Origin of the sequence: Polaromonas sp. (assembly GCF_013817205.1) — a bacterium.
Lineage (GTDB): Bacteria > Pseudomonadota > Gammaproteobacteria > Burkholderiales > Burkholderiaceae_C > Polaromonas.
In genome coordinates, this window is the sequence record NZ_JACDDD010000027.1 from 26,037 (window position 1) to 41,452 (window position 15,416).

Consider the following 15,416-nt stretch of genomic DNA (forward strand, 5'->3'; position numbering starts at 1 on the left):
CAGCGACTTTCTCCTACAGCGCCACGCGCCGTGCACCGGGGTGCCTGCCGGGGCGCGCTGCCTATGATCAAACCAGTCACCACCAGGAGCCTTTCATGTTTACCAACCACTCGCCAAAAATTCACTCTGTACCGCGCGAATATATGTTTGCCGGCGTCGGTTTGTTGTTGGTGATCGGCATGCTGATGGGCATCGCGATGGTTGCTGGCGGCCAAGTCAAAAAGGCCGAACTGCGTGAGTCCACGCTGACAACGCAGCGAATCGCCATTGCTCAATGCATGGAAACTCTGGGCGGCGCAAAACTCAACAAGTGCATCATTCAGGCCGAGGCCTCGCCAGCTGCTGGAAATCGCACAACGCTCGCTGACAACACTGTCAGCTTCACCCGCAGCACGGCAGTGGCCGCTGGTTCCAGCCAGGGTCTTATTCCCGTGGCCTTCAGCGCTCACCGCTAAGCCTTGCGCTACACCTGTCCCTGCGGCTGACCTGGGAGTCTGTCGGATTTGGGAATCGTCGGCTGCAAATCGACCGCAGCGGTCCATTTTCCACCGTCTTTTTATCCTATAGCTGGGCTATGGGCCTGCAAAACCGGCAAAAACTGTCTTCGCTGGGGCCGCTTTTCGCTTTCGACGCCCCAATCCCGACAGGCGCTTGGCCGCCTGAATGCGGTTAGCATGACCGCCATGAAGCTCTCCCGACTTTTCCAGCCGCGCAATCCACTCTTCTGGATGATGGTAGCGCTCAACTCGCTTTCTGCTGCGTTGGCCTGGATTGTGCAAAACCGCCCCCTGAATACCCTCGCCATGGTCATTGTTGGCGTATTTGCCGTGTGCAATGCGTTGATCGGCACCTGGCTGATGTGGCGTTTGGTGCGTGATAAATCCCCGGTTTCGTCCAACTAGCTGACTGCCCCCGCGCCCTTGGCGATGTCCTGGGCCGTGGTCAGCGCCGTGGCAATTGTCAGCCGCAGCCCGTGCACCAGGTCCTCGCTTGCCATGCAGGGCAGACCCTGTCCGGGTAGCCAGGGTACATGGATAAACCCCCCTCGTGTTCTTTTAAAACCGCGCCGCGTTGCCAGTGCGTGCATCAGCCCGTAAAAAACATGGTTGCAGACAAAGGTGCCGGCAGTCTGTGAGACCTCGGCCGGCAGGCCGGCGCGTTGCAGCGCCTGCAACATGGCCTTGATCGGCAGGCTGGTGAAATAGGCCGCCGGACCGTTGACCACCACCGGCGTATCCACCGGCTGCGCTGCTGCATTGTCAGGAATGCGTGCGTCATTGACGTTGATGGCCACGCGCTCCAGCGAGATCGCGGCTCGCCCGCCGGCCTGCCCCACGCAAATAACCAGCGCCGGCCTGTGCACGCGCAACAGGTGCGTCAGCTTCAACAGTGAGGCATCAAATACCGTGGGCAGTTGTGCGGCGACCACCCTGTGTCTGGCGATGCGCCGTCCGTGCAGCGCCTGGACGGCCTGCCAGCTCGGGTTCAGGGCTTCTCCGCCAAAAGGGTCGAACCCGGTCAGCAGGACGGTGGGAGGCGGGCTGGCCGCGTTGGAGGTGCGCATGCGCCTATTGTGCGTAGCTCTGGCGCCGTTTTGGCTAACATCGCCGCATGACCCTCTCAACTGACAGCCTCGCGGCCGAAATTTCCTCGGCCCGACTGCAGGCCAGTCCTCTTGCCTGGCCAGCCAGCTTTCCTGCCGACGTGCCTGCCGGCTATGCCGCAGCGCTCGCCGTGCGCACCGCGCGTGTCGCGGCGGGTGAACGCCCGGCCGGTTACAAGGTTGGTTTCACCAACCGAACGATCTGGCCGCGTTATGGGGTTTATGCGCCAATTTGGGGAACCGTCTGGGAATGCAGCCTGATCCGCGTCGGCGCAACGGGACCGAACGCAGGCGTGCTGTCGCTCGCAGGCCTGTGCGAACCGCGCATCGAGCCCGAGATTCTGTTCGGCCTGCGTACTGCACCTGCGACCTCCTGTACGCTGGCGCAACTGGTTGGCGCGATTGCCTGGGTAGCGCACGGCTTCGAGAATCGTGCACACGCATTTTCCGGGCTGGAAGTTCAGCGCCGCGCAGGCGGTGGCCGACGAGGGTTTGCACGGCCGGCTGCTGGTCGGGCGTCCGGTGGACCTGCCGCCCGGCACCCCGCCGCACGCGCTGGCCGAGGCGCTGGCCGGCATCCGGCTCAGGCTTTATGGCGACGGTGTGCTCAGGGACGAAGGCACCGGCGCCAACGTGCTGGACGGGCCGCTGCAGGCGTTGCTGCATTTTGTGAAAGAGATCCGTGCGCTTGCCGGAGCGCCGGTGCTGCAGGCGGGTGATGTGGTCACCACCGGCACCTTGACCGACGCCTGGCCGGTGCTGCCGGGCCAGACTTGGCACACCGAGGTGGACGGCGCAGGACCGGTGGCCGGGCAGCTCGCAGGCTTGTCGGTCCGCTTCGAGTAAGCCGCCTTACTTGCGGATCACGGCCCCGGTTTCCCGGTCGAAATTGACCCGGCGGACCTGGCCGTTCTGCCCCGGGAAACCATCAAAAACGGCTCGCACTAGGTAGGGTGCCATCGTCGGCAGCGCAGCCTGGCCTTCGTACACCGCATGCGACTCGAACACCGCGCGCGGCTGGCCGGCGGGGCCGCCCCGCGTGTCGAGTATTCGCAGGTTGATCTGGTTGAACTGCACCGTGTAGGGCACGATGCGGTCGCCAAGGTAGATCGGGCCGAAGCGGCTGGGTGCCCAGTAGCCCGGAAACAACTGGCCAGCGGCGTTGCGGTAGGGCGGGTAAAAAACCAGCCGGTCGTCGTAGACCGGTTCCCGGTAGCTGCGCTCTTGTGGCTGCGTGACCCACCCCAGCTCCACCAGCAGGCGCGCGGTCTGGCCAGGCGCCGCCTTGCGCAGGCCGAGTTTCTCCAGTTCCTGCTGGGCATATGCCTGATAGGTCGCCAGTTCCAGCTCGGGCGGCGGCTGCGTCCGGCTGGATGGCGGATGGATAAAGGTGAAGCTGCTGCCGGTGGCGTCTGACGGCCACTGGTTGAAATTGCTGACCTGCGTGACGATGGGACTGGCGCAAGCTGTCAGCAGGCCGGTGGCCAGAGCAGCCAGCGCGAAGCGGAGTCGGGAAAAGGTAATCATGATCGGTAGATTGTGCGTGCTACGACATTGTTCCCCCGCCGGCAGCTGCCGCTCAAGTAAAGTAGCCCAGAACAATCCAAACACGAAAGCACCATATGAAATGGGAAGGCAACCGCCAGTCCGACAACGTTGAAGACCGCCGCGCCGCAGGCTCCGGTGGGGGCGGCATGTTGGGCGGCCGCAGCATCGGCATAGGCACCATCGTGGTGGCGCTGGTCGGTGGCTGGATCTTCGGCATCAACCCCATGACCATTTTGGGCATGCTCAGCGGCGGTGGCACGCCGACCGCGCAGGTCCAGGGCCCGGCCCAGCGGCCGCCGGCCGATGACAAGATGGCGGGTTTTGTCTCGACCGTGCTGGCCGACACCGAAGACGTCTGGAAGGACATCTTCACCAAGGGCGGAAGTACCTACCGGGAACCGGCACTGGTGCTGTTTCGCGGGGCTACCCAGACCGCCTGCGGTCAGGGCCAGGCGGCCATGGGGCCGTTTTACTGCCCGGCCGACCAAAAGGTCTACATTGACCTCGGCTTTTACGAAACCCTGCAGAAGCGGCTGGGCGCGCCCGGTGACTTTGCCCAGGCTTACGTGATCGCGCATGAGGTAGGTCACCATGTGCAGCATCTGCTTGGCATCACTGGCAAGATGAACCAGATGCGCGGTCAGGTCAGCAAGGTCGAGTACAACGCGATGAGTGTCAGGCTGGAGCTGCAGGCCGACTGTTTTGCCGGCGTCTGGGCCAACCATGCGCAACGGGCTCGTGCCATCCTGCAGCAGGGCGACGTCGAGGAAGCCATGAACGCGGCGGCCAAAATCGGTGACGACGCGCTGCAAGGAGGCAGCGGCAAGATCGTGCCGGAAAGTTTCACCCATGGCACCAGCGCCCAGCGGGCTCGCTGGTTCAACAATGGCCTGCAGCAGGGCAGTGTCAAGGCCTGTGACACTTTCAGCGCGCGGACTTTATAAGAAATCTGGCTTCAGCCCCCGTCCAGTGGGCGTGAGTAGCTATCAAATAAGTAGCATTGTGGGGCAGAGCAGCGACCCACCGGGGGGTGCCCGGCGCGCCGTCTTGGGCTTGCCCGGCTTTGGCCGGGGCATTTCGCCCAAAGTGCGACAATACGGGCTTGAGGAAGCACTGCACACGCCCCGCGATCCGTGATCGCAATCCGGCTGTCTGTGGCGCCGCCTTTGCCACCAGCGCCGCTGTTGGCCCCCAACGCGCCCCGGCAAACCCGTCCCGGCCCGCGCGACCATCCGCCATCTACCACGCTGGAGCTACGTCGGGCTTTTTTTATGACATCCTCTTTTTCCAACCTCTCGCTGGCTGAACCGCTGGCGCGCGCCGTCGCCGAGATGGGCTACGAAACCATGACCCCGATCCAGGAGCAGGCCATTCCGGTCGTGCTGCAGGGCAAGGACGTGATGGGCGCGGCCCAGACCGGCACCGGCAAAACCGCCGCGTTTGCGCTGCCGCTGCTGCAGCGCATGATCAAACACGACAACGCCTCCACATCGCCGGCGCGCCACCCGGTGCGCGCGCTGGTGCTGCTGCCCACGCGCGAGCTGGCAGTGCAGGTGGCCGAGCAGGTCAAGCTCTACGCCAAATACACCAACTTGCGCAGCGCGGTGGTGTTTGGCGGCATGGACATGAAGCCGCAGACACTGGAGCTCAAAAAAGGCGTCGAGGTGCTGGTCGCCACGCCGGGCCGGCTGCTGGACCACATCGAGGCCAAGAACACCGTGCTCAATCAGGTCGAGTACGTGGTGCTCGACGAAGCCGACCGCATGCTGGACATCGGCTTTTTGCCGGACCTGCAGCGCATCCTGAGCTATCTGCCCAAGCAGCGCATCACCCTGCTGTTCTCGGCCACCTTTTCTCCCGAGATCAAGCGCCTGGCGGCCAGCTTCCTGCAAGACCCCGTGACGATCGAGGTGGCGCGCTCCAACGCCACGGCGGCCAATGTCGAGCAACATTTCTACAGCGTCAGCGCCGACGACAAGCGCCGCGCCTTGCACCAGATCCTCAAGGCCCGCGGCATCAAGCAGGCCTTTGTGTTTGTCAACAGCAAGCTCGGTTGCGCCAAGCTGGCGCGTTCGCTGGAGCGTGAGGGCCTGAAAACCACCGCACTGCACGGCGACAAGAGCCAGGACGAGCGTCTCAAGGCGCTCGATGCCTTCAAGAAGGGTGAGGTTGACCTGTTGGTCTGCACCGACGTGGCGGCCCGCGGGCTGGACATCAAAGACGTGCCGGCGGTGTTCAATTTCGACGTGCCTTTCAACGCCGAAGACTATGTGCACCGTATCGGCCGCACCGGTCGCGCCGGCGCATCGGGGCTGGCCGTGAGTTTTGCCGCCAGCAGCGACCAGCGCCTGGTTACCGACATCGAAAAACTCATCAAGACCAAGATCGAGCTCGAACCCATGGAGTTCGAGGAAGACCAGCCGCGCATCAAGGAACAGGGCCGCATCAACGACGGGCGCCGCATGTACCGCGAGACCGGCGATGAGGCCCCGCGCGACACTGACGCCGCCCCGCGCGAACAACGCCGTGAGCCGCGTGAGCGCCGCGAATACGCGCCCCGCCAGCCGGCCCAGCGCGATCCCTTCTTTGACAAGCCGTATGAATCAACGCTGCCGGCCGAAGCCCAGCCGGCGTGGGAAGAGGCCGCCAAAAGCACGTCCTCGCGCAGCAGCGTGTCGGCCAACATCAAGCCCAAGAAAAAGGTCGCGGCACTGTTCAAGACAGCAGTCTGACGTCCGGCTCGCCGCTGAACAGCGGCAGCTACCTACTTACCTGTCCGCGCGCAGGCGATGGGTGCCCGTGCCGGCGGCGCCCCGGTACACTGAGCCGATGTCGCCTCCGTCCGCCGGCGAGCCGCCGGCATCCTCCCTGAAGATCTTTTTCGAACCTTTGCGCCCCATCAAGCGCGCGGTCCAGCTCTGGATTGACGCGGACGGACTGCGCATGAGCGCGGCCATGTCGTTTTACGGCATCCTGAGCCTGGCGCCGCTGCTGGTGCTGCTGGTGGCCGTGTTGGGCTGGTGGCTGGACCGCAGCTACATTGAAGCCCGGCTGGTGCAGCAGATTACCGACGTCATTGGTGAACAGGGCGCGCTACTGGTGCAACAGGCGCTGACCAGCGCGCAAAAACCGGCCGAGGGGCTGCTGGCCTCGCTGATCGCTTTTGGACTGCTGCTGTCAGGCGCCACTGGCGTATTTGCCGAGCTGCAGGACGCCTTCGAGCGCCTGTGGCGACGCGACACCGGCGAGCTGCCCCGGCAAAAGTGGTGGTACAGCGCTTCGCTGCGCTTGCGCGGCGTCGCCTACATCCTGGCGTTTGGTTTCCTGCTGCTGACCTCGCTGGCGATTTCGGCGTTGCTGACGTTTCTCACCGGCTGGGCCGGCGCCTACCTGCCGCTGGAACGGGTGGCGCTGGCGGTTAACGAGGCGGTGTCCATGGCGTTTTGCGCCGGACTGTTTGTGGCGCTGATGCGCATGAGCGCCGGGCCCAAGCCGCCCATGCGTTACCTGGTGCTGGGCGGCACCGTCGGCGGCATCCTGTTTTCGCTGGGCAAGTATTTGATGGCGCTGTACCTGTCCACCGCCGCCGTGGTGTCGGCCTATGGCGCCGCCGGCTCGCTGGTGGTGCTGCTGATGTGGATTTATTTCTCATCGGCGGTGTTGCTGTTGTCGGCCAGCGTGGCGCGCAGCCTGTCGGACGAAGCGGCCCTGAAGGCCGCTCGCAAAGCCGAAACCGCCGCGCTGGCCGAGGCCGGGCGGCCTGCCGCGTCCATGCCCCAGCCAGCGCCCAGGCGCTACTGATTTCATAGCTAGTAACGCCCGTTCCATCAGGGCTACGGGCACAAAAGACTTGAAAGTGTCAGTGTGGCGCCTGCGCCTGCTCGCATCCCACCGTGATCAGCTCAAACGCATCGGGCGCCTGGCCCCGCTCATCCAGCCGCGCGGCCGTGAGGCACCCGCCCCAGACACAGCCGGTGTCCAGCGGCAGGGTGTTGTTCAGCAGACCGCCCCCCGCAGCGGCCGTGTCTGCCCCCAGTGTGGACCAGTGACCGAAGGCGACCGGCGTGTCAGCGGTGGCGCGGCCCGGCGCCTCGAACCAGGGCAGGTAGCCGGGCAGGGCGGTCTGGGGGCCGCCAGTGGTGGCAAACTCCATCGCGCCGTCGGGCGTGCAAAAACGCATGCGGGTCAGCGCGTTGACGATCACGCGCAGGCGCTCCGGCCCCTGCAGCGCATCGTCCCATCGGTCGGGGGCGTTGCCATACATGCCCTTGAGAAAACCGGCAAGGTCGGGGCCGCGCAGCGCCCGCTCCACCTCGTCGGCCAGCGCCAATGTCTGCACCACGCTCCAGCTGGGCAACACGCCGGCATGCACCATCAGCCAGCCGCGTTCAAACATCGCCATGCGGCGATGCCGCAGCCAGTCCAGCAGCGCTTCACCGTCCGGCGCGTCCAGTACCTGCTGCACCGTGTCACCACGGTGCGGCTTGCGCAAGCCGTGGCGAATGCCCAGCAGGTTGAGGTCGTGGTTGCCCAGCAGGCATTGCGCTGCGTCGCCGAGCTGCGCCAGGCTGCGCAGCACCGCCAGCGAGTCCGGGCCGCGGTTGACCAGGTCACCCAGCACGTACAGCGTGTCGCGGCTCGCAGAAAAATCGATCTTGTGCAGCAGGCGTTGCAGCGGTTCGTGGCAACCCTGCAGGTCGCCGATCATGTAAAGTGCCATGTGTTCATTCTGCCTGCGGATCCATGGATTTCATCCTCATCGCCTTCCTGACGTTGCTTAATGGCGTCTTCGCCATGTCAGAGCTGGCGCTGGCTTCCAGCCGCAAGGCGCGGCTCAATGCCATGTCCGAATCGGGTGACAAGGGCGCTGCGGCGGCGCTGACTCTGCTGGACAACCCGACCCAGTTTCTGTCGTCGGTGCAGGTGGGCATCACGTCCATCGGCATGCTCAACGGCATCATCGGCGAGGCGGCCTTCAGCGACGATTTGTCGGCATGGATCCAGTCCTTCGGGGCCTCGGTGCGTGCCGCCGACATTTCGGCCACGGCACTGGTGGTGACCATCATCACCTTCATCACCATCGTGTTCGGCGAGCTGGTCCCCAAACGCATTGGCCAGCTTTACCCCGAAACCGTTTCGCGTCTGGTTTCGCGCCCCATGATGTGGGTGGCCACCGTCGCCAAGCCCTTTGTTCGCCTGCTGTCGTTCAGCACCCACGCCGTGCTCAAGCTGCTGCGGGTGGACAACGCTGGTGAGCGCACCGTGACCGACGAGGAAATTGCCGCCAGCCTGGAGGAAGGGCTGGACGCCGGCCTGATCGAGGAGCACGAACACCAGATGGTGCAAAACGTGTTCCTGCTTGACGACCGCCTGCTGACCTCGCTGATGTTGCCGCGCTCGGAGATCCAGTGGATAGACGCCAACGACACCCTGGCGCAGGCGATTGCCAAGGCCGGCGCCACCGGCCATTCCTGGTACCCGGTGTGCCGCGGCAGCCTTGACGATGTGGTGGGTGTGGTCAACGTGGCCAAGCTGCTGGTGCCGCGCGGCCAGATCCTTCCCGCCGGTGAAAGCACGGTCACCGGCGCCACGCCGACCATGGACGACAGCATTGCAGCCTATGCCATACCGGCGGTGTTTGTGCCCGAAACCCTGACCGGCATGGAACTGCTGGAGCAGTTCCGCAAGCAGTCCACACGCATCGTGTTTGTGGTTGACGAATATGGCGTGGTGCAGGGCATGATGACACCGATGGACATGCTCGAAGCCATCACCGGCGAACTGCAGCCGGGCGCCCAGGTCGACGCCTGGGCCACGCAGCGCGCCGACGGCAGCTGGCTGATCGACGGCGTGATGCCAGTGTCTGAACTCAAGGCCAGGCTGGATATCCGCGACCTGCCCGACGAGGACAAGGGGCGCTACAACACCGTCGCCGGTTTACTGCAAAGCGTTTCTGGACGCCTGCTCGCTGTCGGAGAAAGGGTCGAGGCTGCAGGCTGGGAGTTCGAGGTGCTGGACCTGGACGGCAAACGCATCGACAAGGTGCTGGTCAGTGCCCTGCCCGGCACATCGGACCCCGCGGGCACCGGCCGGGACTGAGGGCCTGCTTGGCTGTGGCCGCGGACGCGGTATGCTGCTTCCAGCTCAGGGCAAGCCTGCCTCTGTTCGCGATTTTTTCAAGGACCCGCCATGCCCCGCATTCGCCGATATGCCCTGGCTCTCTTCATGCTGGCCGCCGTGGCCTGCGCCTGGTGGGCGCCGCTGGACAGGCCTGCGGCTGCACAGGTGGACGCCGGCCTGAAACGCGCGCTGATCAGTTTTGCATCGGCCCGCGCACTGAACGCCGTGATTTCGGTGGCGCAGGGCACCGAGCTGTCGATGCAGCCGCTGGGTGTGGGTGTCACCCTGACGCCCGGCCAGTTGCTGGACCCGGTCAACGACCTGATTGAAAAATTCTCCACCCTGATGCTGGCCGCCAGCGTGGCCTTTGGCGTGCAAAAGGCGCTGATCGCAATGGGTGCTTACTGGCTTGTCTCGCTGGCGCTGACGGTCGTGGCGCTGGGCTGGGCCTGGCTGTATGTGCGGCAGCGGGACGTGCCCGTCTGGCTGTCGCGCGCGCTGGTGATTGTGTTGATGCTGCGTTTTGCGATTCCGGTGGTGACCTTGGGCACCGACCTGCTGTGGCAGAAATTCCTCGCGCCCGACTACCAGGCCAGCCAGCAGGGCATTGCCAGCACATCTGTGCAAGCCGCGAAGCTGGCCCCGCCGCCGGTGGCACAAAGCCCGGGCATGCTCGACAGGATGAAGGGCTGGCTGTCAGAAAACGCCGACGTGAAGGCCCGCTTTGAAGAGCTCAAGCAGGCGGCCGAGCAGGCCATCGAACACATCATCCGCCTGATCGTGGTCTTTGTGCTGCAAACCGTGGTGATCCCGATGCTGCTGCTCTGGGCGTTGTATGCTCTGGCCAGAGGCGTGTTCGAGCGAGCCGGGCGGTGGCCTGACCCCACTCCGCGAAGCCCGTGAATCAGGAGGAGACAGGCGGCGTCTTAAGATAGGCACTCTTTTTTTCTGGAACAAAGGCCCATGCCCAACATTGCAAGCGTATTGAAGGAAGAAATCGCGCGTGTCGCCCGCAAGGAGGTGCGCGCCGACACGCAGCTGCTGAAAAAGTCCTCAGCCAGCCATCGCTCGGATATCGCCGCCCTCAAGCGCCGCATCGCAGCGCTGGAGCAGATGGTCAGGCGGCTGGGCAAGCAGACCGGTGCCAAAAGCGTCGAAGCCGAGGCGGCCCCACCCGCCGGAAGCTTCCGTTTCAGTGCCAGCGGCCTGATGGCGCAGCGAAAACGGCTGGGCCTGTCAGCCGCCGAAGCCGGCAAATTGCTGGGGGTGTCCGACCAGTCGGTCTACAAATGGGAAACCGGCAAGACGCGGCCGCGCGCCAGCCAGTTTGCGGCTATCGCGACCCTGCGCAGCATGAGCAAGAAGCAGGCAGCCGCCGGATTGGCCAAATGACCGCCACTGGGCCAACCGGACCCTCGTCCATGCGTCACAACCACGAACGCCTGGAAGCCCTGCGCAGGCTGGCGCTGCTCGATACTGCAGCAGAGGTGGTCTATGACGACCTGACGCGAACGCTGGCCCAGGCCTTCGATGTGCCGATCTCGCTGGTCAACCTGCTCGACGCAGACCGCGACTGGTTCAAATCCAGCATAGGTGTATCGCAGGCAGAGTCGCCGGTCGATACCTCCTTCTGCGAAATCTTCTTTCACTGTGACGATGACCTGCTGGTCATCCCCGACACCCTGGCCGACCCGCGTTTTGCGGATCACCCCATGGTGATCGGTGCGCCCTGTATCCGCTTCTACGCTTCTGCGCGCCTCCGTTTTGACGGGCACACCGTCGGTACCCTGTGCATTTATGACACGCGTGTGAAAGAAGTCTCCGCAGCACAGATTGAAACGCTGGGAGCGCTGCGTCTGGCGGCGATGGAAGTCCTGGCCAAACGCGCGCGCGCCGCCTGAAGCGTTTTCAGCCCCGCATTTGCTCCTATTTTGATAGCTGTTGGCGCTTGACTGGAAAGGGCTTAGGCCTGATTTCGTTCACAAGTCACGGTCTGCTGCAGCGACAAGTCCCTGCAGGCACGGGGGCGCAGACCCTGCGTTAAGCTGCCCGCCATGGATTCACTGACTCAGATTGCGCTTGGTTCGGCGGTTGGAGTGGCCGTGATGGGGCGGCGCACCGCCGTTTGGAAAGCCGCCTTGTGGGGCGCTGTGGGCGGCACACTGCCCGACCTCGACGCCTTCATTGACCACGGCAACGCGGTGCTCGACATGACGCTGCACCGTGCCGAAACCCATGCGCTGTTCTGGCTGACGCTGGTCGCACCCTTGCTGGCTTGGGCTGTCTCGCGCATCCATGGCGAGGCGGCGCTGTTCAAACGCTGGTGGCTGGCGATCTGGCTGGTGCTGATCACACACCCGCTGCTCGACGCGATGACGGTCTACGGCACACAGCTGCTGCTGCCTTTCACCAACTACCCGTATGGTGTCGGCAGCGTTTTCATCATCGACCCGCTGTACACCGTGCCGCTGATCGTCGGCGTCATCGCGGCGCTGCGGCTCAAAAGCACGCGGGGCCTGCGCTGGAATGCCGGCGGCCTGGTGCTCAGCAGTCTGTACCTGGTCTGGAGCGTGGTCGCGCAGCAGCAGGCCACGCAGGTGGCGCGCGCCTCGCTGCAGGCTGAGGGCATCGCTGCCCAGTCGCTGCTGGTCACGCCCGCACCCTTCAACACCTTGCTGTGGCGGCTGGTGGTCATGACGCCGACGCAGTACCTTGAAGGGCACTACTCGCTGCTCGATGCCTCGCCGCGCATTGTCTGGACGGCCTACGACCGCGGCGCGGCGCTGGCCACGCAACACGCCAACAATCCTTACGTCACGCGTATGGCAGCCTTCAGTCACGGCTTTTACCGCGTGTCCGAAAGCGGCGGTTACCTGTTTGTGACCGACTTGCGCATGGGCCAGGAGCCGGCCTATACCTTCCACTTCGACCTGGGCACGGAGCAGGAGCGCGCGGCAAACAGCCATGTGCCCACGCTCCAAAGTGCGCGCCCCGATGTGGCCACCGCGCTGCCCTGGCTGTGGCGGCGCATGTGGGGCGAGCCGGTCCCACCGCCGCGCTGAGAGCTGCCGGGACGCCTGTTAAAATACAGGCGGGTGTCAGCGCATTCGCGCCAGGGCAGGTATGCGTCGGTCGGGCCGCCACGCGGAGTACCTGCGCCCATGAGTTCCATCCCCCAGCACGTCCAGATCATCGCCGCCGTGATTTTTGCGGTGGCCCTGCTGCACACCTTTGCCGCCAAACAGTTCGAGCGGCTGTCCCACCGTTATCCCCGCCATGCCGGGCTGTTTCACCTGCTCGGCGAGGTCGAGGTTGTTTTCGGCTTCTGGGCCATCGTGCTGGTCCTCAGCATGGCCTTGCTGATGGGTGGCAGCGAAGCGCTGACTTACGCTGAATCACGCAACTACACCGAGCCGCTCTTCGTTTTTGTGGTGATGGTCATCGCCGCGTCGCGGCCGGTGCTGCGCGCGGTCATGGCGCTGGTCAACACCGCGGCGCACCATGTGCCGGTGTCCACACCGCTGGCTACCGCCTGGCTGGGTCTGGCTGCCGTGCCCTTGTTCGGCTCGCTGATCACCGAACCGGCCGCGATGACGATTGCCGCGCTGATGCTGGCGCCGCAGATCTTCCGCACCGCCGTGCCCGAAGGCGTGAAGTACTTCGCCCTCGGCGTGCTGTTCGTCAATGTCTCGATCGGCGGCACCCTGACCGCCTATGCAGCACCGCCGGTGCTGATGGTGGCCGCAGCCTGGCAGTGGGACAGCGCCTTCATGGCGGCGAACTTCGGCTGGAAGGCGGCGATTGCGGTGGTGATCAACGCCACGGCGGCGACCTTTGTGCTGCGCCGCCACCTGCAAACGCAGGCGACGCCCGCGGGCGGGGAGGAGCGGGTGCCGCTTTCCGTCGTTGCCGTGCACATCGGCCTGCTGGCTGCGGTCGTTTTGATGGCGCACCACCCGGTGGCCTTTCTGGCGATCTTCCTGCTCTTTCTCGGTTTCACGCAGGCCTATGACAAACACCAGAGCCCGCTGATCATCAAGGAGGCGCTGCTGGTCGGCTTTTTCCTCGCCGGGCTGGTGGTGCTGGGAGGCATGCAGGCCTGGTGGCTGCAGCCAATTGTCTCCAGCCTGAAACCGCTGGCGCTGTTCATGGGTTCGCTGGGCCTGACCGCCATCACCGACAACGCGGCGCTGACCTACCTCGGCTCGCTGATCGAAGGCATCTCCGACGAATCCAAGTACATGCTGGTGGCCGGCGCGGTGGCCGGCGGCGGCCTCACCGTGATTGCCAATGCGCCGAACCCGGCCGGCGTGGCGCTGCTCAAGCGCGGCTTCACCGACGAGACCGTGGGCGCCGGCGGTCTGCTGCTCGGTGCGCTGGGGCCGACGGCGGTGGCGGCAGCGGCCTTCCTGTTTCTCTGAAGGCAAGGCCGGCGCCGCGCCGATTGCTCCTTTATTGATAGCCGCCGGCGCAGCACTGGCGGGCCCTGCGGCCGAATTTGTTTCATACTCAGGGGCAGCCATGTGGCTTGCCCCTGCGCCCCGGCAGTACATCGGCGCGCTTGACTTCGCCGGCGCGCATGTTAGAACCGCTGGCAGCCCATCGCCCAACAGAAGCGGACAACGCCATGCCAAAAATCACCCAATCGGATGTCTGGAAAATACCCGGACCCACCGGCGCCATCCTGGAGCGCGCCGGATTTCATCCTTCGCACGGGCTGGCAATCCAGTCGGTCGCCAACGACTTCGAGCGCATCGTCATCTCGCGCTGCGCGACACCCGCCGGCATCCAGCTGCTGGACGAAGGCTACTCGTCCAAGGGTTTCGGCATCAAGGCCAAGAGCTGCGATTGGGGGCCGTTTACCGGCTTTGCGATGTCGGACATCCAGTACTCCAAGTTCGGCGACGGCAACTCGATTGCGGCCTACAACAAGCAGAAGAACTTTTTCGACCACGCGCGCAGCGACACCGGCTTCCAGGCCAGCGACGCCGGCGGCCGCGCCGCCCAGGCGGGGCTGCGGCACTCGTCGATGGCCGCGGCCGACGTGCTCAAGCTGTCCAGGGCGCGGCTGGACTACCTCAAGCGCTACAACGTCATCCACTTTGACCAGGTGCGTGATGGCGCGCGTATCGAATGCGACTCGCCTTTCGGCCGCCTGATGTTCATCCTGGTCGATCTGAAGACCGGCAGCAGCGCAACCTGGGGCATCCTGCACCGCAACAACTTCCAGCTCGGCGAACAAACCGTGACGCTGGCCGACGGCGGCCAGTGGACGCTGGTGCGCGGCATGGCCAACACCGCGCCCAGCGGCAGTCCGCTGGACCCGCACCGCCGCTGCTGCACCGGCGACTACGATTTGTGGGGCGTGTTCCCCAAGCGCAACTCCAGCGTGGCCAGCACGCGCTCTCTCGCCAAACACGGCATGGACCGGCAACTGCAGGTGTTCTCGGCGGCCATGCCCGGCGTATCGGCAGGCATCAAGTCACGCGTCGGCCAGCTCCAGAAAGCGACGATGAAACAGGCCGTCGCGCGCACCCACCATGTCTATGGCAGCTACACCGAAGACCGTGAAAAGGGCAACATCTCCGGGCTGACCCTGCACACCGCCCGCGAGATGAACCGCCGCATCCGCGCCAACGGCTACAAGGGCGGCGACATGTTCCATCACAACGACGACCTCGGCAAGGAAAAATTGACCGCAAGTCCCGCTCGCATCACTTTCTGCCGCAATTTGTTGGGGACGGTGTCGGATGTCGTTCAATTTATAAATGGGAGGCACCATGCTGATGAGTTTCCCCAATTTCCTGCCGCGTTGACTATTTCCCTTGCTACGGATCTCGCGAACTCTTGTCGTCGCGCTGCACACACGATAAACGGTCAGCAGTAAACGGCCCTCCGCGGGGCGTATGAAAACAGCCGGAGTAATATTTTTCAGCATTGGGGAATCAACGTAAACACTGACCTGCCCCCTCTCGCCGTACCAATGATTCTGAGGAAGTCCGTGGTTGAAGGTTAACTGTAAGCGTCTGGCCAACCCCTTCTTGAGTTTGAGCGCGTAAGCGGCAACGATGGTGTCCACCAATGAATTTAGGTGGACACCATGAAAGAGTTCAGGAAGACACGTCGGCGCCATAGCGCCGAGCTC

The 15,416-nt window shown here is 64.4% G+C and carries 16 protein-coding genes; 13 read left to right on the forward strand and 3 right to left on the reverse strand.

The features are described from left to right. Positions 1 to 95: 95 nt before the first annotated feature. Together H0W47_RS08420 and H0W47_RS08425 are read left to right on the forward strand one after the other, a co-directional pair. A complete protein-coding gene (locus H0W47_RS08420; protein ID WP_296923060.1) occupies positions 96 to 455 on the forward strand; it encodes a hypothetical protein in 360 nt (119 codons plus the stop codon). A gap of 219 nt (positions 456 to 674) precedes the next feature. Next, entirely contained in the window at positions 675 to 902 is a 228-nt protein-coding gene (locus H0W47_RS08425; protein WP_296923063.1) for a hypothetical protein, read from the forward strand. On the opposite strand, the gene pcp is transcribed toward H0W47_RS08425, so the two are convergent. Continuing rightward, entirely contained in the window at positions 899 to 1,564 is a 666-nt protein-coding gene (gene pcp, locus H0W47_RS08430) for a pyroglutamyl-peptidase I (protein ID WP_296923066.1), read from the reverse strand. The genes H0W47_RS08425 and pcp overlap by 4 nt on opposite strands. 471 nt (positions 1,565 to 2,035) lie before the next feature. Here pcp and H0W47_RS08435 point away from each other — a divergent pair, with 471 nt between their 5' ends. Next, entirely contained in the window at positions 2,036 to 2,449 is a 414-nt protein-coding gene (locus H0W47_RS08435) for a hypothetical protein (RefSeq protein ID WP_296923068.1), read from the forward strand. 6 nt (positions 2,450 to 2,455) lie between these two features. On the opposite strand, the gene H0W47_RS08440 is transcribed toward H0W47_RS08435, so the two are convergent. Beyond that, complete coding sequence (locus H0W47_RS08440) at positions 2,456 to 3,130, reverse strand: DUF4136 domain-containing protein (protein ID WP_296923070.1); 675 nt, start codon at positions 3,128 to 3,130, stop codon at positions 2,456 to 2,458. Positions 3,131 to 3,225: 95 nt separating this feature from the next. On the opposite strand from H0W47_RS08440, the gene H0W47_RS08445 reads away from it, so the two are divergent. The 3 genes from H0W47_RS08445 to H0W47_RS08455 all read left to right on the forward strand — a co-directional run bounded on the left by H0W47_RS08445 (position 3,226) and on the right by H0W47_RS08455 (position 6,952). After that, positions 3,226 to 4,095 (forward strand): neutral zinc metallopeptidase, encoded by an 870-nt coding sequence (locus H0W47_RS08445; protein ID WP_296923073.1) that lies wholly within the window; start codon positions 3,226 to 3,228, stop codon positions 4,093 to 4,095. Positions 4,096 to 4,422: 327 nt separating this feature from the next. Continuing rightward, positions 4,423 to 5,883, forward strand: a complete 1,461-nt coding sequence (locus H0W47_RS08450) for a DEAD/DEAH box helicase (RefSeq protein WP_296923076.1) — start codon at positions 4,423 to 4,425, stop codon at positions 5,881 to 5,883. A 97-nt stretch (positions 5,884 to 5,980) separates the two neighbouring features. Then, complete coding sequence (locus H0W47_RS08455) at positions 5,981 to 6,952, forward strand: YihY/virulence factor BrkB family protein (RefSeq protein ID WP_296923078.1); 972 nt, start codon at positions 5,981 to 5,983, stop codon at positions 6,950 to 6,952. Between the two features lie 58 nt (positions 6,953 to 7,010). Here the strand turns inward: H0W47_RS08455 and H0W47_RS08460 are convergent, their stop codons facing one another. Then, on the reverse strand, positions 7,011 to 7,871 hold the full coding sequence (locus H0W47_RS08460; RefSeq protein WP_296923081.1) for a symmetrical bis(5'-nucleosyl)-tetraphosphatase: 861 nt from the start codon (positions 7,869 to 7,871) through the stop codon (positions 7,011 to 7,013). A gap of 23 nt (positions 7,872 to 7,894) precedes the next feature. Between H0W47_RS08460 and H0W47_RS08465 the strand changes: the two genes are divergently transcribed. The 7 genes from H0W47_RS08465 (at position 7,895) to H0W47_RS08495 (ending at position 15,158) form a co-directional block, all read left to right on the forward strand. Continuing rightward, entirely contained in the window at positions 7,895 to 9,250 is a 1,356-nt protein-coding gene (locus H0W47_RS08465; protein ID WP_296923084.1) for a hemolysin family protein, read from the forward strand. Positions 9,251 to 9,340: 90 nt separating this feature from the next. Next, a complete protein-coding gene (locus tag H0W47_RS08470; protein ID WP_296923087.1) occupies positions 9,341 to 10,174 on the forward strand; it encodes a hypothetical protein in 834 nt (277 codons plus the stop codon). 60 nt (positions 10,175 to 10,234) lie between these two features. Further along, positions 10,235 to 10,663, forward strand: a complete 429-nt coding sequence (locus H0W47_RS08475) for a helix-turn-helix transcriptional regulator (RefSeq protein ID WP_296923090.1) — start codon at positions 10,235 to 10,237, stop codon at positions 10,661 to 10,663. A gap of 29 nt (positions 10,664 to 10,692) precedes the next feature. Continuing rightward, positions 10,693 to 11,172, forward strand: coding sequence for a GAF domain-containing protein (locus H0W47_RS08480; protein ID WP_296923093.1), 480 nt, complete (start codon positions 10,693 to 10,695; stop codon positions 11,170 to 11,172). Positions 11,173 to 11,325: 153 nt separating this feature from the next. Further along, positions 11,326 to 12,333: a metal-dependent hydrolase gene (locus H0W47_RS08485; protein ID WP_296923096.1), complete on the forward strand. Its 1,008-nt coding sequence runs from the start codon at positions 11,326 to 11,328 to the stop codon at positions 12,331 to 12,333. A gap of 99 nt (positions 12,334 to 12,432) precedes the next feature. Continuing rightward, positions 12,433 to 13,692: a putative Na+/H+ antiporter gene (locus tag H0W47_RS08490; protein ID WP_296923099.1), complete on the forward strand. Its 1,260-nt coding sequence runs from the start codon at positions 12,433 to 12,435 to the stop codon at positions 13,690 to 13,692. A 206-nt stretch (positions 13,693 to 13,898) separates the two neighbouring features. Then, entirely contained in the window at positions 13,899 to 15,158 is a 1,260-nt protein-coding gene (locus H0W47_RS08495) for an anthrax toxin-like adenylyl cyclase domain-containing protein (RefSeq protein WP_296923102.1), read from the forward strand. Positions 15,159 to 15,416 lie beyond the last annotated feature (258 nt).